Here is a 24,382-nt window from a genome sequence, read left to right on the forward strand (position 1 = left end):
AAAAACAACTACCCTAATTTACATTGAAGAGACTTCAGACCACTCATCTTCTGATAACAACTTGTCTAGGTCAACCAATATCAACAAGGTATCATTTTTGTGGCAAACACCTTGAATGAACTTGGAAGATTCATCATTGCCGACACTTGGTGTAACTTCAATTTCTGACTGACGAAGGTACACCACCTCAGAAACGGCATCGACCAAAATACCAATAACGTGACCATCCACTTCCAAAATCATGATTCGAGTGGCATCGGTGATTTCACCGGATGGCAAACCAAAACGCTGACAGGTATCAACCACTGTCACGACAGTGCCGCGCAAATGAATAATACCTAATACAAAAGTCGGTGCACCTGGTACGGGAGCGATTTCAGAATAACGCAACACTTCTTTTACTTGCATCACATTGACGCCGTAAATTTCGTTTTCTAAACGAAAGGTCACCCATTGCAACATTGGATCTTCAGATTGATTGGCGCTCTTTAGCGCGATACTCGTAGACATTATTCATCTCCCAAGATCACACAGTGATCATTAGCCCTACTTTAACGAACCCTTAAAGCCATTTTGAGGGTCATCTAATAATTCAATAAAACCTTGTACATCCAGTATGGCACACATGTGGTCAATTACCGTACCAGCAAGCCAAGGTCGCTTACTTCTATCATTTCGCCACTTCACTTGAGAAGGCTCTAAAGTAATGGCTTCTGCCACTTTTTCACAAGCCACGCCCCAGTTCGAACGATCTAATTGAATAACAAACTTAAAACTCTCTTTGAGTTCACCTTGATAATGATTTGGCATCACCCAACGAGCGGTGTCGACCGTTCTGAGATTAAAATCACCAACATTAGCGACCCCTATAAACCAATCCGGTTGGCCAAATATCGAGGTGATTTTTTCCTCACCACTTTGAAAAATACCGCCTAACTCCACCAAAGGTACGGCCATTTTTAGACCACCAACATAAAACAGCAAACATTCAAATCGACCTTTCGCCCAAGGTAAGGGGTCGGTTTTTGCCACTTTAGGCGTTGCGGTTGGTTCAACTGCCTGCTCAACCGTCAGAGTCGGCTCTTCTTCTGGCGTCGTTTCCATTAGCAAGGCTGGCTCTGGCTCTGGCTCTGGCTCTGGCTCTGGCTCTGGCTCTGGCTCTGGCTCTGGCTCTGGCTCTGGCTCTGGCTCTGGCTCTGGCTCTGGCTCAACAAGATTTTCTTCCGTTTGCATCTCCGGCAAACTCTCTACATGCTCAGAAACCGCATTTTCAAAATCTCTGAAAGACGCATCCACTGAAGACCAATCAGCTTCCGATAGTGCCCCATCATCTAAACTGGTTTCTTCTTCGTCTGGTAATTCATTTTCTGTGCTTTCTTCTTCAGATGTTTCTGACCACTCAACGTCATCCGCTTCCGCTGAATCGGTTTCCGTTATCTGCAAGTGCTCTTCAGACACAGACACATCTGACGTTGCTTCTTGCAGCAAATCATCTAAATAACGCTGAACCGCAGCCTGAGGTCCAACTAAGGCCTCTTCTTTACTTTTCGTGTCTTTCATAAATCCTTACTATCCCGCTGGATTCAGCAGAGAATCCATCAGACTGGCATACGCTTTGATGCCTCGAGCATTGGGATCCAAGGCCGACGGCGCTATGCCCGCTGTACTAGCATCCCGCAATTTTGTATCAACCGGTATCACTGAGTGCCACACAAGCTCTTCATACAAATCTTTTAGATTACGCAGGCTCTTATTGGATGCTTGCGTGCGACGATCAAATAAGGTCGGCACAATCACATAAGGCACTGGGCGTTTTCTCGCACGATTAATCATAGTCAAAGTTCGAACCATTCGCTCCAAACCCTTGATCGCCAAAAACTCTGTTTGCACAGGAATGACCAATTGCTGACAAGCTGCCAAGGCATTAATCATAAGTACACCCAACACTGGCGGGCTATCAATTAACACATAATCATAATCATCCCACAGAATTGCCAAGGTTTTCGACATCACCAACCCCATCCCGCCCTGTGCTTGCGCATGGCGTTCTAACGTTGCCAAAGCAGTCGAAGATGGCAAGAGAGAAAGATTAGGATGGCCTGTTTCTAAAATTAACGATGGCGGTAATTCTTCAGGGATTTTTCCAGAGACTTGAAAAAGGTTGTAAGCACTGTTTTCAATGGAGTCTGGGTCAAAACGAAAATAACTGGTTAAAGATCCATGAGGATCTAAGTCAATCATCAAGACACGGTGCCCTGCATCCGCCAATAGCCCCGCTAAAGACACGACTGTTGTCGTTTTTCCCACGCCACCTTTTTGATTCGCCACTGCCCAAATGTGCACTCTGACTCTCCGCTATCCAAACTATTTCTATGCTTACGAATTCTTTGCAATCAATCATATACAGTAATTGACTACTTAAACAAGTAATCATACAGATTATCAGCCCTTCGCTTACTAATTCGTATAATAACTCGGCGATTTTGCTGACGAGCAAAGTCATTGGTGTTTCTTACTTTGGGGTGCTCACTGGCAAACCCCATTGGCGCGATTTGTTCAGCATTGAGCCCACGGTAAACCAGTTCATCAACGACGGAGGAGGCTCTCAAACTGGATAAATTCCAATTATTACCAAGACGCTGAGAATTGATTGGTAAATTATCCGTATGCCCTTCTACAATAACAGCCGATGGATAAGCCTTAAGAAGGTTCGCAACCATAATAAGTAGCGCCACCGCTTCGTTGGTAAGTTCGTATTCACCCTGACCAAACAGCAAGGCCGATTTCATTTCCAAACTCACCCAATCCGCTGACTCTGATACTTCGATTTGTCCTGTTTGATGCAAGCCTGAGAATTGTTGCTCGACTAATCGACTTAATAAAGCGAACACCGCTGACGATTGATCTTCTTCAACAACAGGCGTACTTTCAGGAATGGGTATGCTTTCAATCAACTCAGAATCTTTCGGTTCACCCACAATAGGGTCGCCAATATTAATGGGCTTAACCGACTTTTGAACCGCATCAAACACCCCTTGCAAACTTTCTTTGAGACGCTCTTCGTCATCGGCGTTTTTTAACGACAGAGAGTATAGGGCAACAAAAAATGCGAACAATAGAGTGATAAAATCGGCATAAGATAAAATCCAACGATCTTTTCCTGGCGCGCTGGTAGATGCAGGTTTGACCAGTTTACGACGTTTCGAGGTTCGGGACTCAGCATCACTCATAAGTCGCCAACTCGAGTTCAAGTCGGTAAGGGTGCTTACCAATAGCAATACCGCAAATACCGTCAATTAATAGCTGATGATAAAGCAACTCTTGGTCAACATAAGTCGCGAGTTTTTTCGCTATTGGAAAGATTACTAAATTCGCAAACCCTTGCCCGTAAAGTGTTGAGACAAAGGCCACGGCAATACCATGACCTAATGCTTCTGGACTATCAAGATTCGCCATCGCTTGAATTAAGCCTAAGACAGATCCCATAATCCCTAAGGTAGGCGCATAGCCTCCGATGGACTCTAGGAAGTTAACACTTTTCATGCGCCTCTCATGAATACGGACGGCATCATCATGAAGACGATCAGACAAAATATTAGGATCTGTTCCATCAATCGCCATTTGCAAAGCACGAGTCGAAAAGGAATTATTAATTGCATTAACATCTGACTCCAAAGCAAGCAACGATAAGCGGCGTGCCTTATGAGCTAAATTATTAATGGAAGAACGAGCGGAGTTAAAATCATATATAGGCGGGAATAAACTCCATTTCATCAACACTAAGGCTCGTATTGCTTCCTGAATACTGCTTTGTATTAGTGTCGCTCCGATACTACCGACAATCACAATGATAGCAGACGGCAAATTAAGCAGCAGAAAAACTTCTCCGCCGCCTAACCAATTAGCAAGAAAGACCGAACTGAACGCAATTAATAGGCCTGCTAACGTGACAAAATCCACTAACCAACCTCGCGTACAATTCGTTCACCAATGTGATTCAAATCAATTGTCTCGTCCGCCAAGTTGGCTTTTTCAACTGCCATTGGCATACCATAGATAACACACGTATCTTCACTCTGGATCCAGACTTTAGAACCCGAATTTTTTAGCATACGAGCGCCTTCTCGACCGTCGACGCCCATCCCCGTCATGACCACAGATAACACTTTACCTGGATAGCATTTAGACGCGGAACCAAAGGTCACATCCACTGACGGTTTGTAATTCAGACGCTCGTCACCGTCTAAAATACGCACACAACCACCATTTCTAGGATCAATCATCATCTGCTTACCACCTGGAGCAAGCAAAGCCAAACCTGGCTCTAATCGGTCACCGTCTTGTGCTTCTTTTACCTTAATCTGGCAAATATTATTAAGACGCTCTGCAAATGCACCAGTAAAGGCGGCTGGCATGTGCTGCACTAACACCAAAGGCGCAGAGAAATCCGCGGGGATTTTACTTAATACTGCTTGCAGCGCCATCGGCCCACCTGTTGATGTACCAATGGCCACAAGACTCACTCGTTTACGGGCTCGAGGAATAATAACCCCTCGTTCCGTTACAATTGGCTTGTGAGCTTGGCGAGGCGCTAAAGGTTCAATATTCGCGACACTGCCAGAAAGACGAGTTCGTGCGACAGCAAGCACTCTGTCCACTAAGGCTTTTTTTACTACCGCAGAATCACGAGATATATCCTCGAAATTCTTCGGCATGAAATCCACAGCACCCGCTTCCAGCGCATCGAGGGTGACTTTTGCACCTTCGTGTGTCAAAGATGAAAACATAAGCACAGGCGTTGGCTTAATCTTCATAATGTTTGACACAGCGGCAATGCCATCCATGACAGGCATTTCATAGTCCATGGTAACAACATCAGGCGAAAGCGACTGAACTTTGTCAATCGCTTCCTTACCATTGTTTGCTGTGCCGACAACGGATAACCTAGGATCTGCCTCAAATATTTCTACTAATCGGCGTCTAAAAAAGCCTGAGTCATCAACAACCAGTACTTTCACCGGCATATTACATCTCCAAAATGAAAAACTTAGTTGTTACCTTGATGCATAACTTTTTAGCATACTGGGCACATCCAGAATCAATGCAATACGACCGTCACCGGTAATTGTTGCTCCTGCCATACCTGCAGTACCTTGCAACATTTTCCCTAATGGTTTAATAACAACTTCTTCCTGTCCGACCAGTTGATCCACAACAAAGCCGACTTCATTCATCCCTACCTGAACCACAACAACATGAGCTTCAGAAGGATTTTCATCTGTTTTCGAGCCTTTCACTAGCCAGCTCTTCAGGTGGAATATGGGTAAGGTTTTACCACGAATCACCACAACTTGCTGACCATCTACAATATTGGTTTTTTTCAAATCCAAATGGAAGATTTCATTTACACTAACCAACGGGAAGGCAAATGCTTGATCAGACAAGGTCACCATTAAGGTTGGCATGATCGCCAAGGTCAAAGGCACTTTAATAATAAAGCGAGAACCTTGACCTAATACTGATTTAATATCCAATGTACCGTTAAGCTGGGAGATTTTGGTTTTCACCACATCCATTCCCACACCACGACCAGACACATCGGTAATTTCAACCTTGGTAGAGAAGCCTGGCGCAAAAATCAAATTAAACGCTTCATCATCCGATAAACGCTCGGCGGCATCCGTATCCATTAAGCCTTTTTCAACGGCTTTCTTCCGCAGCACATCTGGATCCATACCCGCACCATCGTCTTCAATGGACAGTAAGATATGATCGCCTTCTTGTTCCGCTGAAAGGATAACGGTACCCATTCGAGGCTTGCCATTTGCTTCACGCTTTTCAGGAGATTCAACGCCATGGTCAACCGAGTTACGCACCAAGTGGACAAGTGGATCGGCTAGGGCCTCGACTAGATTTTTATCTAGATCCGTCTCTTCACCTTTAAGCACCAAGTTCACTTCTTTTTTCATGTTACGAGCAAGATCTCGTACCACTCGTGGGAAACGCCCGAAAACCTTTTTAATCGGCTGCATACGGGTTTTCATCACGGCATTTTGCAAGTCACCTGTGACAACGTCCAGATTCGCCACGGCTTTGCCCATGGACTCATCTTCACTTTGTAACCCCAAACGTACCAATCGGTTACGGACCAGTACCAACTCACCCACCATGTTCATGATGTCATCGAGACGTCTAGTATCAACTCGAACAGTCGCTTCTTGAGTGACCGGGGCGTTCGCCGTTTTATCTTTCGCTGGCGCTTCGGCTTCTTTCGTTGCTGCTTTTGGCTTAGGCTTGGCTTTTGGTGCTGCTGGGCTGGCTTTTGGTTTCGACGCTTCAGCTTTTTTAGGTTCAGCTTTAGGTTTAGCATCACTAGCAGGTGAAGCCTTAACTTGAGCTTTTTGTTCACTTTCTTTGGCTTGCAAACTGTCTAATAAAGACTCAAATTCATCTTCAGTGATGAGATCTGATTCCCCATTTGCCGGTGCGCTGTCTTTTTTAGGCTCAGATACTGACGCTTTTTCATCCTTCGCAGGCTTATCAGTCGACTCTTTCGCATCTGGTGTCCCTGGCGCACTTTCACCATGAAGACTGTCTAACAGTTGCTCAAACTCATCTTCGGTAATTTCATCAGACTCTGGCGCTGAATCGCCACCTTGTGGAGCGGCATCTTTTGCCTCCTCGTCCAAACCAGGAGCGCTACTGCCATGAAGCTGATCAAGTAGAGCATCAAATTCATCTTCAGTGATGTCATCATCACTTGCAGGTGCGGCTTCAGAAGCTGCTTTTTCCGGAGCTGGGGATGAGTCATCACCTAACGCATCCAATAAGGATTCAAATTCATCATCAGAAATATCAACGGATGCGTCACCTTCTGGCTTTTCTTCAGATGAAGGCTCTTCAACCGTTTCAGACACAGGCTCTTCTACCACTTCAGCCTCTTCCTCTTCGACACCAGCCAACTCTTCTTCTGTTGGTGGTACCGCATAGGTACTCAAGGTAGCAATAAGCTCAGGATCCGCTGGTTCAGGCTCTCCGCCTGCGCGAACAGTATCAAACATTTCGTTTACGGCATCTAAAGCTTGTAATACCGTATCCATCAAATCAGAATCAATTTGACGTTGCCCATTCCTTAGAATGTCAAAAACGTTCTCTGCGTAGTGACAGCAGTCAACCAAAGCGGTTAACTGTAAAAAACCTGCACCACCTTTAACCGTGTGAAAACCTCGAAATATTGCATTCAATAAAGGCTTGTCATCAGGATTTTGCTCTAGATCTACTAATTGTTCGGAAAGCTGTTCAAGGATTTCTCCAGCCTCTACCAAAAAATCCTGTAGAATTTCTTCATCGACTTCGAAACTCATCCTCAGCTCCTTCTAGAAACCAAGACTTGATAGCAAGTCGTCTACTTCGTCTTGACTATTCAGTACTTCAGGGTTGTTTTGTTTATTAATAGACGGGCCATGACCGCGTGTATCATCCTGTTCAGACTCTTTCTCTTGATGCTCAATGCCAGAGATACTGTCAACACGTCCAGCGACAGCAACCAGATGCACAAGTTTTTCTTCTACATCACGGATCAGTTCATTCACTCTAGAGATCACCTGACCGGTTAAGTCTTGGTAACCTTGCTCTAGAAGAATTGTGTTTAAGTTAGAATGCAAGGTGGTTGCGCTTTCATCTGCATAGGTTAGAAACACATCGATTCTTTTATATAAATCACGAAATTCTTGTGGGGTAAGGTCTCGTTGTATCAAGCGCCCCCAATCTTTGCGTAGCTCTCTTGCCTGGGTTTGTAGCTCACTCGCCACAGGCACGCTGCTGTCTACCATATCCATGGTTTTGTTGGCCGCTGAACTAGTCGTTTCGATGACATAATTTAGTCGGTCAGACGCATCAGTGATCTTATTAGCAGAATCTGCCCCTTCACCGACAACAAGGTCCATCGAGTCTATTTGAAAATCACGAATAGCATCATGCAGACTTCGCGTCAGATAACCAACTTCGTTATAAAAGTTATTGTGACGAGCTTCGCTCAATTCCTGGATTATTTTAATCGCACTACTGAAATCACCGACTTCAATATGGTTTAAAAGCTCCACTGCGCCATCTTTTACTTGTTTTTCAAAATCCACTAGTCCAGATCCCAATACGTTTGACATCTAAATATCCCTATTTGGCAGCATCGATTCGTTCGAATATCTTTTCAATTTTTTCTTTCAGTGCTACAGCGGTAAAGGGCTTCACAACATAACCATTTACCCCAGCCTGAGCGGCCGAAATAATCTGATCACGTTTGGCTTCCGCCGTTACCATCAATACAGGAATACTTTTCAATTTTTCATCAGCACGGACAGCCCTTAAGAGCTCAATACCAGTCATTCCCGGCATGTTCCAGTCCGTTACCAAAAAATCAATCGTACCAGCTTGAAGTATAGGCAACGCAGTCGTTCCATCATCCGCTTCAACTGTATTGGTAAACCCTAAATCCCGTAGCAAGTTTTTAATGATTCGTCTCATTGTCGAGAAATCATCAACAATCAGGATCTTCATGTTTTTATCCAATGCAACCTCCACACCCCAAAGGTATATTTCCACAACTCATAATTTAATCTCGCCAATCGCTTAATCTTGATCGTAATCTCATAGCCGCCTGGCTATGGATCTGACTGACTCTTGACTCACTAACGCCTAACACAGCGCCAATTTCCTTTAAGTTTAGCTCATCATTGTAATACAAGGACAAAACCAACTTTTCTCGCTCTGGTAGATTCTCGATCTCACTGGCCAATTGACCCTGAAAACCGTTTTCTTCTACCAAAGAGTACGGGGCATTTTCACTATCTGTTTCCGCCCCATCGAAATTGTTTGCATCAGAATCCAGCATTTCTTCGTAGCTGAATAACTGAGTAGACATGGATGAATGCAACATTTCATGATATTCATCCATTCCAATGCCCATATGGGCTGCCACTTCCATATCGGATACATCTCTTCCTAACTTTGCTTCTAATTCTTTAATTGCATTTGTCACCGCTCGGCCATTGCGACGAACAGATCTTGGTGCCCAGTCAGACTTTCGTACTTCGTCCATAATAGAACCACGAATACGAATGCCGGCATAGGTTTCAAAACTGGCACCTTTGCTTGACTCAAACCGCTTGTAGGCTTCAATCAACCCCATCATGCCTGCCTGAGTCAGATCATCTATATCCACACTATCCGGCAGACGAGCTAAAAGATGATAAGCAATTTTCTTTACCAAATACCCATACTGCTCAACAATCGCATCAATCGATAACGTTGCCTTCTTGGAATAGGTGTTATATCCACTTTTGGTTTGCATAAAATCGTTTGAGCAACCTTTTACAGTTAAGTTAGTTGCGCAATCAAACTGTACTACATAGTTTGGCGCAACGCTTTCAGAAATAACATAATTTTACTAACTACCATACTTTAGTGACCCAAAGAGCTGGCTGTAATGTTCGGCCGTGTATACTGCTCGGCTAATTAAGTTATGCGCTCGAGCTGGTTCAATATCATCTGGGATACGCTGACCATCTGCCAGATATACTACAGGCAAACCCTCTTCAATCACCACACTTATCGCTTCTCCCAAAGAAGCCGATTCATCCAGTTTACTCAGAACACAACCATCTAGCTGGACTTGAGAGTAAACATCTACAACGGTTTTCAACACTTGTCTTTGACTAGTGCAAGGCAAGACCAACAACTTTTTGAGACCTGCGCGTGCTCGCTTCATCATAAGCAATTGACGCTCTAAATTGGAATCTCGAGGATTCATACCCGCCGTATCAACCAATACTAAAGAATAGTGAGCGTACTTTGCCAATACTTCATTTAAATCAGAATACTCATTCACCACTTCAACAGGCACGTTTAAAATGCGCCCGAAGGTACGTAACTGCTCATGAGCGGCAATACGATAAGTATCTGTTGTAATCAGTACCACGCCATCTGAGCCATGTTTTAACACATGCTGGGCTGCGATCTTACCAATGGAAGTGGTTTTACCAACACCTGTCGGCCCCATGAAGGCAATGCAGCCACTCAATTCTGATCCATTAGAACGTACTGGGATGTAATCCGCTAAGTGAGCCAACAAACGATTCCAGTCGTCTTCTCTACCCTTTAAATCAATGTCATCCATTAAACGTGATGCGACTAGATCAGACAAGCCTAAGCCTTTTAATTGCTGGCGCGCCTTCATTTCCAAGCTATCACGCTTACCTTTACTTGACGAATCTGCTTTTTGTCGCTCTTCAAGCATAGCACGAACACTTTGCAACTCTTTTTCCATTTCTTTAAGTTGTTGCGTGCTATCAGAATGTCGAATAGACAAAGCCTCTTCTACTTCTGGTAATTCACCGTCCGCCGTAGCAGGCATATCAAATTGTGTCGTTTTAGGCTGATTGTGACGCGGTGAACTAGAGGAAACTTGCTGTGTTGGCGTTTCTGCTGGATGTCCATACCTAGAATTAACCGGTGCAGAATTGGTTTGAGATGACAGAGAGTCAGGACTATTTTGTTGTTTCGCTCGCTCAATGCGCTCTAAATAATCCAAACTTGGATCTTGGGCGGTATCCTGTTTAGAAGAAGGACTTTCGGTCGATGTTTGGCGAGTATAATCAGAGCGAGTAGATGCCGCTCCCTTTGTCATAGACGTCGGCATAGAGCCGTCATAATCGAGAGCCGCTACAATTTCTATTTCCCCTGTCGGGAGACGCTGATTTGATAAAATCACTGCGTCTGGACCTACGGCATCACGGACTTTCCGTATCGCTTGCCGCATGTCAGGTGCTCGAAACCGCCTAATTTGCATGAATAACCTAATCCTTCCAGCTTATTTTTCTTACAAATCCATAGCTTACCCGAAAGATTCAGATAAATATAGCCACAATATTTACCATTAATAGGCAAATTTTATTGGCCAATTACACCAACTACAGTAATACGCTTATGATCAGGCACCTCTTGGTAAGACAGCACAGCCATATTCACCATACCATAACGCATAAAGCGAGCGAGCATAGGCCTGATTGGGGCTGACACAATAAGAATTGGCGTATTCCCCATCGCCTCTTGCTGCTCAGCAGATTGACGCAATGACGTTTGCAACTGTTCGGCCATTTGCGGTTCAAGAATAAGCGCCTCTTCGTTTTTGATGCCTGACTGCTGACTCTGCTGTACCGTTTGCATCAGCATTTTTTCCAACTGAGGCTCCAGAGTTAATACTGGAATTTCTTCAACACCATCCGCTAAGGTTTGAATAATCAAGCGTGACAAAGCGGTTCGAACGGCGGCGGTTAATATCATGGGGTCTTGAGTTTTTGGCTGCACCCCCATTATCGCCTCAGCGATGGTTCGCATATCTCGCAGTGGCACACCTTCAATAAGTAAGTTCTGCAACACTTTTAGCAACACACTTAAAGGCACTGTATTCGGTACCAACTCCTCAGCCAACTTAGGATTGTATTGTTTTAACAAACTAAGCAATTGCTGAACTTCATCATGACCAATCAACTCATAAGCGTGCTTATGCATGATTTGGTTTACATGAGTTGCCACCACTGTACTCACATCCACCACAGTATAACCATAAGTTTGAGCTTGATCGCGTTTTTTAGGATCAATCCAAACCGCGTCCAAGCCAAAAGACGGGTCCTTCCCAGGTACACCCTCAATAGTGCCGAACACTTGACCGGGATCAATCGCCAAATCTTTATCTGGGTGTACTTCCGCTTCAGCCAAACTCACCCCCATTAAGGTCACTCGGTAGGCGTTTGGCATCAGATCCAAGTTATCTCGGATGTGCACACTTGGCACCAAAAACCCTAAATCTTGAGACAACTTACGACGTACCCCTTTGATACGCGCCAACAACTCACCGCCTTGAGTTTTGTCAACCAGAGGGATCAAACGATACCCCACCTCTAACCCAAGCATATCGACAGGAGCCACATCATCCCAACTCAAGTCCTTCGCTTCAGCAGGCATAGGTGCATCACCAGAGGCGGAGGCAGACGGTTTTTGACCCTCTTTGAGTTTTTGTTTCTTGCGATATTCAAGGAAATACGCCAACCCACCTAAGCAAGCCGCCAAGGAAAGGAAAGAAAAGTGCGGCATACCAGGCACAATGCCCATAATAGTCATGACGCCTGCCGCAATGTAAAGGGCTTTAGATGAGCCAAACATCTGCTTAACAACCTGCGACCCCATATCCCCGGTTTCATTGACTCGGGTAACCATAATAGCCGCTGCGGTGGACAGCATAAGAGAAGGCAACTGTGCGACCAAGCCATCTCCAATCGTTAACAAAGAGTATCGTTCAATCGCTTCCGTAAAAGACAAATCATGCTGCGCCATACCAATGGATAAACCACCAATAATGTTAATTCCAAGAATCAACAGGCCAGCAATCGCATCCCCTTTAACAAATTTAGAAGCACCATCCATAGAACCATAAAATTCAGCCTCTGATGCTATCTCGGTACGGCGCTGCTTAGCTTGATCCGCATCAATCATGCCCGCATTTAAATCCGCATCTATGGCCATTTGCTTACCCGGCATCGCATCTAAGGTAAAACGCGCACTGACTTCCGATATACGTCCCGCACCCTTAGTCACAACGGCGAAGTTAATGATCATCAATATGGCAAAAACTACAAAACCGACGACATAATTACCGCCAATAACAACTTCACCAAACGCTTGAATCACCTTACCAGCTGCATCACCACCCTCATGACCATTCAGCAACACCACTCGAGTAGAGGCGACATTCAAGGCCAAACGCATCAGAGTAGAGACCAACAACACGGTTGGAAACACAGCAAAGTCTAAAGGTCGCATTGAGTAAATAGCCACCAACAGGACAACGATGGCCAAAGCAATATTGAAGGTAAACAACACATCCAGCAAAAACGCTGGTATAGGTAGGATCATCATCGCCAACAGCGACAACAATAAAACAGGTATTCCTAAATTCCCGCTAAAAATACTCTGAACTTGTCCAGCAACACGGCTCCGGTCGAAATTCACACAATATCCCTAGCAGTTAAAATTAAAAACATGATCAATTACCATCCCATTGAAATTCATCAGGCACATCTAAATTGGGCATAACATCTGGCATTGGCGCCCCTGTCCGAGCATTACGCAACTGGTAGACGTACGCCAACAACTGCGCAACGACCTTAAACAAACCTTGCGGTATTTCCTCACCAATTTCCGTATGATGATAGACCGCACGAGCCAATGCAGGGGATTGTATCACAGGGATATCATAATGATTTCCCACTTCGCGAATCTTCAAGGCGATAAAATCCCCACCTTTTGCTAACAAAATAGGAGCTTCGCCACTCACTTGATCGTATTTAAGTGCCACTGAGAAATGCGTCGGGTTGGTAATAATAACATCCGCTTCAGGCACATCAGACATCATTCGACTCATTGCCGCTTGACGTTGCAACTGACGAATACGACCTCGCACTAAGGGGTCACCTTCTTGCTGTTTAAATTCGTCTTTTACTTCTTGCTTGGTCATTTTCAATTTTTCTTTATGAGACCAAACCTGAAAAGGCACATCAATCGCGGCAATAAACACCAAAGCCAAGGTCACAAAAATAAATGACCAAATAATGATATCAATGCCATGCTCCATCGCCAGCTCAATGGTTTGAAACGTCAACCCTATAGTTTCTGGTAAAAAGTGCAGCACGACCAACACTGAAATCAACGCCACCAAACCTACTTTAGCAATGGCCTTAAACAACTCAACCAAAGACTGCACCGAAAACATTCGTTTCAGTCCCGCGATGGGGTTCATTTTACTGAGTTTAGGAATCAAAGGCTCCCAAGAAAAATTCAAGCCTCCTAGCGCAATACTACCAATGATACCTGCCGCTGCGAGCACAGACATCAACAACACCATTGAATCCATCATGGCTACCACCGACTCATAAAGGTGAAACACCATGCGATTAAGATCAAACAAATCCGATCGTTCGACCAAAAAGTTAAAATCAAACAGTAACGCCAAATCTCTTACTAGCAAAGTACCAGTGCCATACAAGGTGACAGCAGCAACGATCAATAAGAGCGCCGTACTCAAATCTTTAGAACGAGGAATATTGCCTTTATTACGAGCATCTTGAAGCTTCTTACTACTGGCACTTTCCGTTTTTTCACTACCGTCTTCGTTTTCAGCCATTAACCTGAATCCCCCAAGTGACCTTAAGCCAATTTGTCATCTCTCCAAAGAATAGAGTATAGATGCGCAAAAACTCTTCCAACATAATCCAAAAGAAAAACAAAGAAAACAGCATGATAATAGGAAAACCAAGAGCAAAGATATTTAACTGAGGTGACGCTTTTGCGACCACCCCAAATGCCAAGTTAATAATAAGAACCGCTATCGCCAAAGGCAACACAATCAACAAAGCTTTCTCAAACATCCAACCGCCAAGCAACACTAACTGCCAATATCGCTGACTATCAAAACCACCGCCAATTGGCCAATAGTTAAAACTTTCTGCCAGATACTCAATCATCACCAAATGACCGTTGGTCCCCAGAAACGCCAACGCCACCATAGATAGATAATACTGCCCCAGTGTGGCTACTGAAATGCCGTTAGCCGGATCATTCGACATCGCAAAACCCAGACCTGCCTTCATGGCAGCCAGCTGCCCTGCTAACGAAAACAATTGAAATAAAATCGTTACCACAAACCCAAGCACAAACCCAATCACCAACTGCTCTGCAATCAACAAAATATAGCCGGGTGAAATAGGATCATAAGTCGGCACATTAATCACTGGCGTGATAATAATAGACACAATAAAGGCAAAGGAAATTCGAACAGGAGGGCTGACCAAGCGACTACCAAATAATGGCAAGGCCATAAAAAAAGCGCCGATACGAAAGAAAGGTAATAAAAAACTGATGGTTAATTCGAGTAGCTGTTCAGTATTAAGCTCAAGCATTAGCCGATTATCATTGGGATATTAATAAACAAGTTGGTCGTGAAATCCATTAATTTCGTTAGAATCCAAGGCCCAAGTTGCATAATCACCAGGATCGTCACGATCAACCTTGGTAAAAACGATAAAGTCTGTTCATTTATTTGTGTTGCGGCTTGAAACACACTCACCATCAAACCCACCAGCAAACTTGGCATCATCACCACACCGACAATCAAGACAATAAGGTAAAATCCTTGTCCGTATAGATCCAATACCACTTGCGGGTTCATAACTAAATCCCAAAGCTCGCTGCTAGTGTTCCCATAATCATAGCCCAACCGTCCACCATGACAAAGAGCATAATCTTGAACGGCAATGAAATGATGATGGGAGACAACATCATCATACCCATGGCCATCAACACACTGGCCACCACCATATCAACGATCAAAAAGGGAATAAAAATCATAAAACCAATCTGAAATGCAGTCTTTAACTCACTCGTCACAAAAGCCGGCATCAAAATAGTGAAAGGCAAACTTTCCAAAGAATCGATACTGCCCTCTCGTCCCGCCAACTTCACAAACAGACTAATATCGTCTTCTCGTGTCTGAGCCAGCATAAAATCCCGAATTGGCACCGACGCGGCTTCAACCGCTTGCACCGACGTCATTTCCTCATTCAAATATGGCTGCAACGCCACTTCATTCACTCGATCCAAGGTCGGCGTCATGATGAACAAGGTCAGAAACAAAGCCATACCAATCATAATCTGATTAGACGGTGTCTGCTGTAAACCAATGGCCTGACGCAAAATCGCCAACACGACCACAATACGAGTGAACGAAGTCATCATCATTAAGGCCGCAGGCAACAGCGTCAGGGCCGTCATAATGAAAAGAATTTGCAGAGAAACTGAATATTCCTGACTACCATCAGGATTGGTCACCAACTTAACCGCCGGCAACCCAACTTCCGCCCAAGACACACTCGGCATGATTAGCAAAAAAGACAATAACAGCAGACGAATCATTTATCCTTATCCTCCGCCGATGCGGATTGCTGTTGAGCTTCAGCCAACTCATTGGTAAATGAAGTGCCCCTTACCGGAAAACTTTTAAGATGTGAAATAGTCTGTCCCGTTACGCCAATCAGAATTTTTTCATGCTCGACTTCAAGCAGCATAATCTTTTCTTTTGCACCGAGAGACTGAACACTTAATATTTTAATGTCTGATTGACGCCCCAATTTCATCTGCGTTAATTGAAAGCGTTTAACCAGCCACAAACAAGCTGGGATAAAAGCAATAATGAACACCAGTGAGGCAACTACTTTCCACATTGAAGAAGCGACAGACATTTCCTGTACGCCAGATGCAGAAACGCCAGCAGCATACAAAACGATACCACTGGCCAGTAAAATTTTATTAAACATTGATAAAATCAAAGTAGGCTACTTACTTAAGACGTTTAATACGCTCAGAAGGACTGACAACATCCGTCAGACGAATACCGTATTTATCATTCACGACAACCACTTCACCATGAGCGATGAGGGTACCATTAACCAATACGTCCAATGGCTCACCTGCAAACCGATCTAACTCGACAACCGAGCCTTGTGTAAGTTGCATCAAATTACGAATGGCGATGTCTGTATTACCTAATTCCATAGACAACACAACGGGGATATCCATGATAAGATCCAAATCAGATCCTACACCACCGTCAGGTACATTCGGTGCCGTCAAGGTCTCTAGCTTAACCGGCTCCGCTTCCTGCTCATTCATGGCGGCGGCCCATTCATCGTCCACAGCACCTTCATCCGAATCGCCAGTTTCACCTGCTTCAGACATAGCGGCTGCCCACTCATCCGCCAAGTTCTCGTCCATTCCTTCTTGATCTGGTGATTGCTCTTCTGCCATGTTATTTCGTTACCTTGCTCGATTTAATATTCTCTGTCACCTGAATCGAATAGCGTTCATTACTGACGCCTAATTTCCCTTTAAAGCTGGGCACACCATTAGCACGAACCGTAATGTATTCAGGCATTTCTACGGGGATAATATCACCCGTTTTAAACTTCAAGACCTCTCTCAGTGTAGTCTTTTTATTCGTCACATTCACTGAGAGTTTAACACCAATATCTTGCACATCTTGCTCTAGGGATTTTCCCCAGCGATCGTCTTTTTCATCAACATCACTCTGGACACCAGCATCTAACAACTCGCGCACAGGTTCAATCATAGAATACGGCAAGGTAATGTGCAGCTCACCGCCACCGCCATCCAATTCGATATGAAATGTCGATACCACAACCACTTCACTCGGACTAACAATGTTGGCCATCGCCGGATTCACTTCCGAACTGATATATTCAAGCTCCAATTTTAAAACAGGCGCCCAAGCTTCTGTGAGATCCACAAACACTTGCTCTAACATCAACTGAACAATACGAATTTCGGTAGGCGTAAACTCACGACCTTCAATCTTCGCGTGACGACCATCACCACCAAAGAAGTTATCCACCAATTTGAAGACGAGCTTGGCATCCAATATAAACAAAGCGGTACTGCGTAACGGGCGAAATTTCACTAAATTCAAACTGGTTGGTACATACAGAGTGTGCACGTACTCGCCAAATTTCATTACTTGCAAACCACCAGAAGACACATCCGCTGTACGTCGTAACATGTTAAACAAACTGATCCGCGTGTAACGCGCAAAACGCTCATTTATCATTTCCAACGTTGGCATTCGCCCACGAACAATACGCTCTTGACTGGTTATGTCATAGGACGCAACGCCATTTTCATCTGCATTATCATCGTCAGCAGGCTTTTCATCAGCGCCGTGTAAGAGCGCATCAATCTCGTCCTGGGATAAAAGATCTTGAGCCGACATAATTTTTTACTGCATCACAAAATTAGTAAACAAGACACCATCAATACCGCCTTGCCCAGTTTCTTGTTCGAGAATGCCATTAATGGCATCCAACGCCGCAAGCTTCAACGCTTCCTTACCTTCTGTGGTTTTTAACTCATCAAATGATTGACTGGAAAAAAGCAACACTAGGCTATTACGAATCAATGGCATGTGAGATGTCACCGCGTCCATTTGCTCTTCATTTTTCGACTTAACCGTCATATTTAATTGCACATAACGCTGTCGATCATCCACCATCATATCAATTGTAAACGCAGGCTCTAGAGGCAAATAAATCGATGGCTCGCTTGCCAAGGCCGCCGCCTCAGCCTCCGCGGAATCTGCTGGTGTAGCAGAACCACTGAACATCAAAAAATACGCCGCCGCACCACCACCTAATAACAAAACCACTAAAGCAATGATGATAATAAGTTTCTTTTTACCACCCGGCTTACCTTCCTCGGAGCCTACATCTAAACCGTCTTCTTCAGCCATATTCCTAAACCTTAGGTGCAATCAATTTTTTTAACGAATACTTACGTTAAACAACTAACTCTATATTCTACAAAGAATAATACAGAGCACCATCTATTTCTTAATCATTTATCCGTCGACAACAGTGAATCAGGCGTAATAATCCACCCCGGTGGCAGAGACATAAGACATTACGCCAGGCATAACATCATCCGCTTCCTCATCACCTTTCCCATCAGAATTATTTGCCACTCTAGTCTGACCCGCATCTTTTTGAGTTCCTGAGGCATCCTGTTGAGACACATCAACCTCTGCGCGACTTAAATCCATTCCCTGCTGCGCTAACATATCACGCAAACGCCCCATTTGCCCTTCTAATAAGTCACGAGCTTGTGCCGTTGCTGCAACAAAATTGATCTGCGTATTGGAATCACTGTCTACCGAGACTTTTACCGTCAGACTCCCCAACTCAGGAGGATCCAAGCGAATGTGAGCTGTATGGCCTCCTTCTCGAGCCACCCAAGCCACTTTTTGCCCCATCTCAGCCGCCCAATTAGGATGCCCAGGCGGCACACTCATTGCCATATTCAGTGATTGATTGGCGCCGGCTAACTGACTCGCAACACCAACAGTAGCCGCTGCTCTACCGATTTGCTGATTGAACGATGAACTCAGTCCACCCACATCATCAATTTTAGCATCCACATTACCTGCCATACGGCCTAACATGGCTTCATGTTCTTTCTTTCTCAGTTCCAGTGGTTCGTTTCCAATCATGTCATCTAACGTTAAATCAGCTTCTTGCAACAAGTCTGTTGCTGAACCATTGGTAGAGTCCGCATTCAACTTACCCGCCACGCCAAGCGCTAAACCGGCACCAGCAAGACCAGCTGACTTCACTCGCTCAGCTTCCGACGCCTCGGCTAGTAAGCCCGTCACTACACCATCTGGTGATGCTTTTCTCGGGGTCGAGCTCATTTGATCAAGCACCCACGACAATTCCTCATCACTCCCAGCAACCACATCTTGTCCCGGTGCCATGGTTTGACTCACTCCAGTCGCAACCGCTGCAGCAACTGGCGCCATTACAATAACACCAGACTCATTCAATCTCTCTAGGTCACTTCCTTCCAGTAAAGGCGCTTCAGTCACTTGATCACTGAGAAGAGCATCAACTTGACCACTAGCCTTACCGTCAACCGGCATAGCAACCTGACCAAACTCTTGGGGCGTTGGCGCATTCACTCCTGACAACCCTTGTACACTAGGTTGCTGAACAACAGAGCCGTTGTCCAATAGAGCATTTTCAGTTTGACTAGGATTCATCAAACCTTGTTGATGCACTTCATCACTGGTCAAGGCAATGCCATTTCCTGAGGCCTCATTAAGGGAGACCTTAGTCTGCCCCCCCTCAACGACTGACAACAACTCATCAGCATTTTGTGCAATTTGATCCTCATTAAGCTTTGCTACCCCAGCCTCAGATGACTTGGCGAGCGCTCCAGCCGCAATACTCCCTGCAACCACGTTCTCACCAAGTAGTTGAGCCTCTTCACCCTTGGTGGTGTTATTTGTTTCAGGAGAAGCTTCGCCACTTAACTGCAATTTTTTGCCGCTTTCACCAGCTTGATCAGCACCGGAAACAGTGGATTGTGTCCCTTCCCCAACCTTAACAGAGCCAGGTTCTGAATTGTCCGATTGCGTATCAACCGCTTTACTCTGCGGTGCAGACGTCGTCGTTTTCGACGTAACAACAGGCGCTTGTTCAGACGTATTAATACGGTCATCTTTAGTACGCTGATGGCTTAATTTATCAGAGGTTACGGAGGGTTTTCGTTGCTCATCAGCATGAACGACTCGATGTTTGTCGTCATATTTGCTGCCTGACATTACGTCTTTTGCTCGGTTAAAATCCTCGGAAAAAGCCGCCCCTTGTTTTTCAGGCACTCTGTTCATCGACGATTTTTTTGATGCTGAACCGGAAGCAATCGGTAATAGGGTATTAGAATCTGTTCGCATAATATCCTCCAAAGATATGAAGGGTTATGCAATTGCAAGGCCAACCTAACTATCTTGACCTACTTGCCAGTGATAATAGGCGGTGACGCCACGTCCACCTTTGCTAAATTCGAGCTTATGACATAACTGATCCAACAACGCCAGACCACGATTATAAAGAAGTTCACTACTGGACATATCGAAACTAATGTTCTGATAATCAAAGCCAGAACCACTGTCCTCAACATACAAAGCCAAGACTCTTTCGTTACCACTTGAGGTCACTTTCACAGAAATTTTAACATACCCTTCTTTCAGAGCTGCCAGCTTTTGCTCTCGTTCATCATAATATTGAGAGAACCCATCACTGGAACTCTTTTTATATGAACTAAGACCAAGTACACCGTGCTCTAGGGCATTGGAATACAACTCAGACAAAATCATAAAAATCTGACTGGAAAAACTGCTTAACCCAGGGACTGTGGTAATAATTTGCAACACATAAGGCAACGGGTCGGTATTACGTAACGAATCTGCATTTAGCAGGTATTCAAATGAAAAGTCAGCTGGCGCCTCATGATGACTGGTTGGCACACCATGATCTGGTGACTCAATCCCAATATTGCTGTCCAAACGAACCGACAAACATGAAATATCGTCATGCGGGTTTTCTAACACCCCTTCTTGAGTCAGTTGCTCAACCATCCAGTCTAATGCTCGATCGTCTGCAATCTCCCCTTCATATAAAGGGTTCAAAACAGAATGACAAAACATGGCGCCAGACTTATCCTGCGCTTCATAAACCCCGTCAGAAAACACCACTAGGCGATCACCCGGAACAAACGTCACGGGATCAATTTGGCATTCAAAAACGTCAGGCGGTAAAATACCAAGGGGTAAGTTTTTTGACTCAAAACGCGCTGGAATCTTTGATTGCTGAGAAAAGAACAACAAATCTGGCAAACCACCGTTCCAGATTTCAATGCTTTTATTGTTGACCTTAATATCAACAAACGCGGCACTACAAAACATATTAGCCGGCAAAATGCTTTTTAATCTGGCGTTAATTTCAGGAATAATTTGCCGCATTAAGAAACCTTTCTTGGTCCAATCAAAAAAGATATCCGCCAGCGGTAAAGCACCAATCGCGGCCGACAAACCATGCCCTGTAAAATCTCCCAACAGCAAATGCATTCCGCCATTTGGCTTGTAGGCCGCTAAAATAACATCACCATTAAACGTGTGAGTGCCATAGTGGACCGTTGATAAGGCTGGATCTTTCAGACAGTTGGAATGAGTAATATTTTCATAAACCACTTTGGCGACATTCTGGTCATGAACCAACTGTTCATTATAAAGGGACATCGCGTCCCTTTGTTCTTCCAGTGTTTTTTGCATCACTAAAAGACGAACAATGGCATTTAATTTTGCTGTAATGAGTGCCGGGCTGTAGGGTTTAGAAATGAAATCTGTACCACCAATGCGCAAGCAATTAGACAAAGCAATGGGATCTGCCACACCAGAAAGGAAAATAATCGGAACAAACAAATCACCGGCAGCACGCTGAATCTCCAAAGCGGCTTCCCAACCATCTTTACGCGGCATTTTGACATCTAAACAAACCAGCTGAATGCTATCAGGGTCAAACTTCTCTACCGCGTCTTGACCATCCACCGCTGAAATAACATTATGACCAAACTGACTCAGAATCGCTTTTAACAGGATTCGATCAGACGGATTGTCATCTGCTATAAGGATGTTCAAGATTTGTTCCATACAACTTACTCTTCGATGTCAAAAAGTCGATGGAAGTTAGCAATTTTAAGAATATCCAACACTGCGCCATTCGGCTTCTTTAAACGCACATCCGCTTTTTCACCACCAGCATGATCCCTTAACAATAAAAGCATCCCTAAAGCTGAACTGTCTAAATAAGTCACTCGAGATAAATCTATTTCATAGACACTGGCTGCTTTATTGGCTGAAACAAACGCCTCTTTGAACAACTTGTGACAGCTATAATCAAAACGCCCATCAACAAAAATCGTCAGACATTCTGTTTTATCATCAAAAGAGCTCTCAACCACTGAACACCTCACAAGCTGCCATGAAAAGCACTACCACTCTTCCCATTCTTCATCTAAATCAACATCGACTGTTTTTGGACTCTTATCTTCTAACTCTGTCGATGGTTCGGTCGTTATTATTTCAATTCGTTTAACGATGTCTTCAACGGTTTCTCGAACTCTTATTAGCCTAGCATTTCCGACACTTCGATCAGATTCGAGCAAAGATAAGGTCGTTCCGATCAAAGAGGACATTTCTTGCACCTGACCTTGAACTTCACTTATGTCATGATCAAGATCAATGGCGAAACGATGACGAATTGCATCACTTTCCCCTTCGCTGGCTGCCAAGCTAGATAATACACCCGCTCTAACCTCATTCAGACAACGGCTCACACTTTCTAGCAAAATAACGTTGGAGGACAAATCTTTTTCCACCAACAACAAACGCTGAATAATCATCTCATACCCTAACAGCAGAGAATCTTGAATTTGATCTGAAAGATCCATCACTTGACGCACATTCAGTTCAGATACTGATATAGGGACAATCGATGAAGTGCTTTCTTCTACAGAATCATTGTGGTCTGTTTTTGCGTCAATAAGGGATGCTATTTGTTGTAATTTAGTAATCTTTTCAGCCTGATCTGTAGTCATCACGAACTTATTACTTGCACGAAGAATATCTGTCACCTTGATGCGAATTTGCTCTAGAGATTGCGCAAAAGGAGCATAAAGTGAGTTATCACGAGCAAGACGGATCGGCGCATCCCAGACATCCTTAGACATGAGTTTTAAACTGTTGAACAAAACATCAAACTCAGCGGTTTCTGATTTATGCTGAATCTGAATCAAGTAACGCATACGAGTCTCTTCACTCTCGACATCAAATTGCCTTACCGTTAATTCATACACACCATCAGACAACGATAATCTTAATGGCTCATCAGACAACAAGATAGATTCCGCGACTTGCTCTCCAACAGGGGAATCCAGCCCTGGATCGATACCAAACATAGATTCAAAGAACGGAGTGTTTTTATTCCATAATCGCTCAGCGCCATGGGTTTGCCAGACAATATCACGCTCTTCATTCACCATAAAAAATGGCAATTCAATGACCGACATAGCCTCATCAATTAATGACAGTCGACCTAACTGCTGACGGATGTCCATATCTCGCGAAGAGATTTCATGATCGATCAAATGACTCAAGTCCGTTAACTCATCAACCAAAGGACGCTCTGGTAACACAGAGGCATGACCATGCTTCCTGTGATCGATGACATGATGAATGGTCGCAAAGCCAGATGTCAGCTGACGACTTAATCGGGCAGCAAGTACAATGACCACGAGCACAATCACGACAAATAAACCTACTGGAGCCCAGACCATTCGACCAACAAATAACTCACGCTGATAATCCAGCGCGACTCCAATTTGCACTAATTGGTCACCCAAGGCTTCTAGATTCTCGAACTCTTGATAAGCCTGAATACGCTCTGTATTAGAAAGAGGGTAAGTGTCTAACTCTCGACCAGAAAACTGAGTCAACAACATCATTGCACTCGATAAGTCGACTTTTTGAGCATCATAAAACGTACTAAGCTGATCTTGAATGAGCTTATATTCACTGATTAATAATTGATGGTAATGACTTGCAGGCGAGGTATCCAAGTTACTATCAATGGCATTAAGGTCTTCTATTAATAGCCATTCCAACCAATGCTCTTCAGCGCTGTGCACTAAACCTAACAGCTCTGACAGCTGTTCTTGTTTGGCATTTTGTTGCTGCAAGTTGCTATTCATCAAATAATACAGACCAGCAAAAGCCAACAACAGAAAGAACAGTAAAATCACGACTGTTTTCTGCAGCCCATTAATTAACTCTTTTCGCGGCGCACCGAACGGTGAATGCAATGTATTCATAGTT

Annotated in this window: 24 protein-coding genes; all 24 read right to left on the reverse strand. The window is 44.3% G+C overall.

Annotated features, from left to right (window positions below; translation table 11 throughout):
• Positions 1-18: 18 nt before the first annotated feature.
• The 24 genes from OA79_RS13585 to OA79_RS13700 all read right to left on the reverse strand — a co-directional run bounded on the left by OA79_RS13585 (position 19) and on the right by OA79_RS13700 (position 24,378).
• Entirely contained in the window at positions 19-510 is a 492-nt protein-coding gene (locus OA79_RS13585) for a chemotaxis protein CheW (protein ID WP_063333780.1), read from the reverse strand.
• A gap of 36 nt (positions 511-546) precedes the next feature.
• The gene (locus OA79_RS13590; protein WP_063333781.1) at positions 547-1,560 is read right to left on the reverse strand and encodes a chemotaxis protein CheW; all 1,014 of its coding nucleotides are present in this window, start codon (positions 1,558-1,560) and stop codon (positions 547-549) included.
• Positions 1,561-1,569: 9 nt separating this feature from the next.
• A complete protein-coding gene (locus OA79_RS13595) occupies positions 1,570-2,343 on the reverse strand; it encodes a ParA family protein (protein WP_063333782.1) in 774 nt (257 codons plus the stop codon).
• A 71-nt stretch (positions 2,344-2,414) separates the two neighbouring features.
• Complete coding sequence (locus OA79_RS13600) at positions 2,415-3,230, reverse strand: OmpA family protein (RefSeq protein ID WP_063333783.1); 816 nt, start codon at positions 3,228-3,230, stop codon at positions 2,415-2,417.
• Positions 3,223-3,960 carry a flagellar motor protein gene (locus tag OA79_RS13605; protein WP_063333784.1) on the reverse strand — a complete coding sequence of 246 codons (738 nt, stop codon included), beginning with the start codon at positions 3,958-3,960 and terminating at the stop codon, positions 3,223-3,225. Before OA79_RS13605 ends, OA79_RS13600 begins: the two co-directional genes overlap by 8 nt.
• Positions 3,960-5,024: a protein-glutamate methylesterase/protein-glutamine glutaminase gene (locus OA79_RS13610; RefSeq protein ID WP_063333785.1), complete on the reverse strand. Its 1,065-nt coding sequence runs from the start codon at positions 5,022-5,024 to the stop codon at positions 3,960-3,962. The genes OA79_RS13605 and OA79_RS13610 overlap by 1 nt, the downstream gene beginning before the upstream one ends.
• A 30-nt stretch (positions 5,025-5,054) precedes the next feature.
• Entirely contained in the window at positions 5,055-7,364 is a 2,310-nt protein-coding gene (locus OA79_RS13615) for a chemotaxis protein CheA (RefSeq protein WP_063333786.1), read from the reverse strand.
• A 12-nt stretch (positions 7,365-7,376) separates the two neighbouring features.
• Complete coding sequence (locus tag OA79_RS13620; RefSeq protein WP_063333787.1) at positions 7,377-8,162, reverse strand: protein phosphatase CheZ; 786 nt, start codon at positions 8,160-8,162, stop codon at positions 7,377-7,379.
• A gap of 10 nt (positions 8,163-8,172) precedes the next feature.
• Entirely contained in the window at positions 8,173-8,553 is a 381-nt protein-coding gene (locus OA79_RS13625) for a chemotaxis response regulator CheY (RefSeq protein WP_013795356.1), read from the reverse strand.
• Between the two features lie 55 nt (positions 8,554-8,608).
• The gene (locus OA79_RS13630; protein ID WP_063333788.1) at positions 8,609-9,346 is read right to left on the reverse strand and encodes an RNA polymerase sigma factor FliA; all 738 of its coding nucleotides are present in this window, start codon (positions 9,344-9,346) and stop codon (positions 8,609-8,611) included.
• 96 nt (positions 9,347-9,442) lie between these two features.
• Entirely contained in the window at positions 9,443-10,843 is a 1,401-nt protein-coding gene (gene flhF, locus OA79_RS13635) for a flagellar biosynthesis protein FlhF (protein WP_063333789.1), read from the reverse strand.
• Between the two features lie 101 nt (positions 10,844-10,944).
• The gene (gene flhA, locus OA79_RS13640) at positions 10,945-13,062 is read right to left on the reverse strand and encodes a flagellar biosynthesis protein FlhA (RefSeq protein WP_063333790.1); all 2,118 of its coding nucleotides are present in this window, start codon (positions 13,060-13,062) and stop codon (positions 10,945-10,947) included.
• A gap of 34 nt (positions 13,063-13,096) precedes the next feature.
• Positions 13,097-14,233 (reverse strand): flagellar biosynthesis protein FlhB, encoded by a 1,137-nt coding sequence (flhB, locus tag OA79_RS13645; RefSeq protein WP_063333791.1) that lies wholly within the window; start codon positions 14,231-14,233, stop codon positions 13,097-13,099.
• Positions 14,226-15,008 (reverse strand): flagellar biosynthetic protein FliR, encoded by a 783-nt coding sequence (fliR, locus tag OA79_RS13650; RefSeq protein ID WP_063333792.1) that lies wholly within the window; start codon positions 15,006-15,008, stop codon positions 14,226-14,228. Before fliR ends, flhB begins: the two co-directional genes overlap by 8 nt.
• The gene (fliQ, locus tag OA79_RS13655; RefSeq protein ID WP_013795350.1) at positions 15,008-15,277 is read right to left on the reverse strand and encodes a flagellar biosynthesis protein FliQ; all 270 of its coding nucleotides are present in this window, start codon (positions 15,275-15,277) and stop codon (positions 15,008-15,010) included. The genes fliR and fliQ overlap by 1 nt, the downstream gene beginning before the upstream one ends.
• A 2-nt stretch (positions 15,278-15,279) precedes the next feature.
• Positions 15,280-16,020 (reverse strand): flagellar type III secretion system pore protein FliP, encoded by a 741-nt coding sequence (gene fliP / locus OA79_RS13660; RefSeq protein ID WP_063333793.1) that lies wholly within the window; start codon positions 16,018-16,020, stop codon positions 15,280-15,282.
• Entirely contained in the window at positions 16,017-16,433 is a 417-nt protein-coding gene (fliO, locus tag OA79_RS13665; protein WP_231908875.1) for a flagellar biosynthetic protein FliO, read from the reverse strand. The genes fliP and fliO overlap by 4 nt, the downstream gene beginning before the upstream one ends.
• 10 nt (positions 16,434-16,443) lie before the next feature.
• The gene (gene fliN, locus OA79_RS13670; RefSeq protein WP_063333795.1) at positions 16,444-16,911 is read right to left on the reverse strand and encodes a flagellar motor switch protein FliN; all 468 of its coding nucleotides are present in this window, start codon (positions 16,909-16,911) and stop codon (positions 16,444-16,446) included.
• 1 nt (position 16,912) lies between these two features.
• Positions 16,913-17,890 carry a flagellar motor switch protein FliM gene (gene fliM / locus OA79_RS13675; protein WP_063333796.1) on the reverse strand — a complete coding sequence of 326 codons (978 nt, stop codon included), beginning with the start codon at positions 17,888-17,890 and terminating at the stop codon, positions 16,913-16,915.
• 6 nt (positions 17,891-17,896) lie between these two features.
• Positions 17,897-18,406, reverse strand: a complete 510-nt coding sequence (locus OA79_RS13680; RefSeq protein WP_063333797.1) for a flagellar basal body-associated FliL family protein — start codon at positions 18,404-18,406, stop codon at positions 17,897-17,899.
• Between the two features lie 129 nt (positions 18,407-18,535).
• Positions 18,536-20,404 carry a flagellar hook-length control protein FliK gene (locus OA79_RS13685; protein WP_063333798.1) on the reverse strand — a complete coding sequence of 623 codons (1,869 nt, stop codon included), beginning with the start codon at positions 20,402-20,404 and terminating at the stop codon, positions 18,536-18,538.
• A gap of 45 nt (positions 20,405-20,449) precedes the next feature.
• Positions 20,450-22,159 (reverse strand): fused response regulator/phosphatase, encoded by a 1,710-nt coding sequence (locus OA79_RS13690; RefSeq protein WP_063333799.1) that lies wholly within the window; start codon positions 22,157-22,159, stop codon positions 20,450-20,452.
• A gap of 5 nt (positions 22,160-22,164) precedes the next feature.
• The gene (locus OA79_RS13695; RefSeq protein ID WP_063333800.1) at positions 22,165-22,470 is read right to left on the reverse strand and encodes an STAS domain-containing protein; all 306 of its coding nucleotides are present in this window, start codon (positions 22,468-22,470) and stop codon (positions 22,165-22,167) included.
• A gap of 30 nt (positions 22,471-22,500) precedes the next feature.
• Positions 22,501-24,378 (reverse strand): hypothetical protein, encoded by a 1,878-nt coding sequence (locus OA79_RS13700; protein ID WP_063333801.1) that lies wholly within the window; start codon positions 24,376-24,378, stop codon positions 22,501-22,503.
• Positions 24,379-24,382 lie beyond the last annotated feature (4 nt).

It is taken from the genome of Marinomonas sp. TW1 (genome assembly GCF_001625355.1).
GTDB lineage: Bacteria > Pseudomonadota > Gammaproteobacteria > Pseudomonadales > Marinomonadaceae > Marinomonas.

What these genes read in the sequence shown, in the direction of transcription:
- OA79_RS13590 (WP_063333781.1), bottom strand. Translation starts at nt 1,560, where the DNA reads ATGAAAGACACGAAAAGTAAAGAAGAGGCCTTAGTTGGACCTCAGGCT.
- OA79_RS13700 (WP_063333801.1), bottom strand. Translation starts at nt 24,378, where the DNA reads ATGAATACATTGCATTCACCGTTCGGTGCGCCGCGAAAAGAGTTAATT.
- OA79_RS13685 (WP_063333798.1), bottom strand. Translation starts at nt 20,404, where the DNA reads ATGCGAACAGATTCTAATACCCTATTACCGATTGCTTCCGGTTCAGCA.
- OA79_RS13615 (WP_063333786.1), bottom strand. Translation starts at nt 7,364, where the DNA reads ATGAGTTTCGAAGTCGATGAAGAAATTCTACAGGATTTTTTGGTAGAG.
- OA79_RS13625 (WP_013795356.1), bottom strand. Translation starts at nt 8,553, where the DNA reads ATGAAGATCCTGATTGTTGATGATTTCTCGACAATGAGACGAATCATT.
- OA79_RS13690 (WP_063333799.1), bottom strand. Translation starts at nt 22,159, where the DNA reads ATGGAACAAATCTTGAACATCCTTATAGCAGATGACAATCCGTCTGAT.
- flhB (WP_063333791.1), bottom strand. Translation starts at nt 14,233, where the DNA reads ATGGCTGAAAACGAAGACGGTAGTGAAAAAACGGAAAGTGCCAGTAGT.
- fliR (WP_063333792.1), bottom strand. Translation starts at nt 15,008, where the DNA reads ATGCTTGAGCTTAATACTGAACAGCTACTCGAATTAACCATCAGTTTT.
- OA79_RS13585 (WP_063333780.1), bottom strand. Translation starts at nt 510, where the DNA reads ATGTCTACGAGTATCGCGCTAAAGAGCGCCAATCAATCTGAAGATCCA.
- fliN (WP_063333795.1), bottom strand. Translation starts at nt 16,911, where the DNA reads ATGGCAGAAGAGCAATCACCAGATCAAGAAGGAATGGACGAGAACTTG.
- OA79_RS13630 (WP_063333788.1), bottom strand. Translation starts at nt 9,346, where the DNA reads ATGCAAACCAAAAGTGGATATAACACCTATTCCAAGAAGGCAACGTTA.
- OA79_RS13620 (WP_063333787.1), bottom strand. Translation starts at nt 8,162, where the DNA reads ATGTCAAACGTATTGGGATCTGGACTAGTGGATTTTGAAAAACAAGTA.
- OA79_RS13610 (WP_063333785.1), bottom strand. Translation starts at nt 5,024, where the DNA reads ATGCCGGTGAAAGTACTGGTTGTTGATGACTCAGGCTTTTTTAGACGC.
- flhF (WP_063333789.1), bottom strand. Translation starts at nt 10,843, where the DNA reads ATGCAAATTAGGCGGTTTCGAGCACCTGACATGCGGCAAGCGATACGG.
- fliM (WP_063333796.1), bottom strand. Translation starts at nt 17,890, where the DNA reads ATGTCGGCTCAAGATCTTTTATCCCAGGACGAGATTGATGCGCTCTTA.
- OA79_RS13680 (WP_063333797.1), bottom strand. Translation starts at nt 18,406, where the DNA reads ATGGCTGAAGAAGACGGTTTAGATGTAGGCTCCGAGGAAGGTAAGCCG.
- OA79_RS13600 (WP_063333783.1), bottom strand. Translation starts at nt 3,230, where the DNA reads ATGAGTGATGCTGAGTCCCGAACCTCGAAACGTCGTAAACTGGTCAAA.
- fliP (WP_063333793.1), bottom strand. Translation starts at nt 16,020, where the DNA reads ATGATTCGTCTGCTGTTATTGTCTTTTTTGCTAATCATGCCGAGTGTG.
- fliQ (WP_013795350.1), bottom strand. Translation starts at nt 15,277, where the DNA reads ATGAACCCGCAAGTGGTATTGGATCTATACGGACAAGGATTTTACCTT.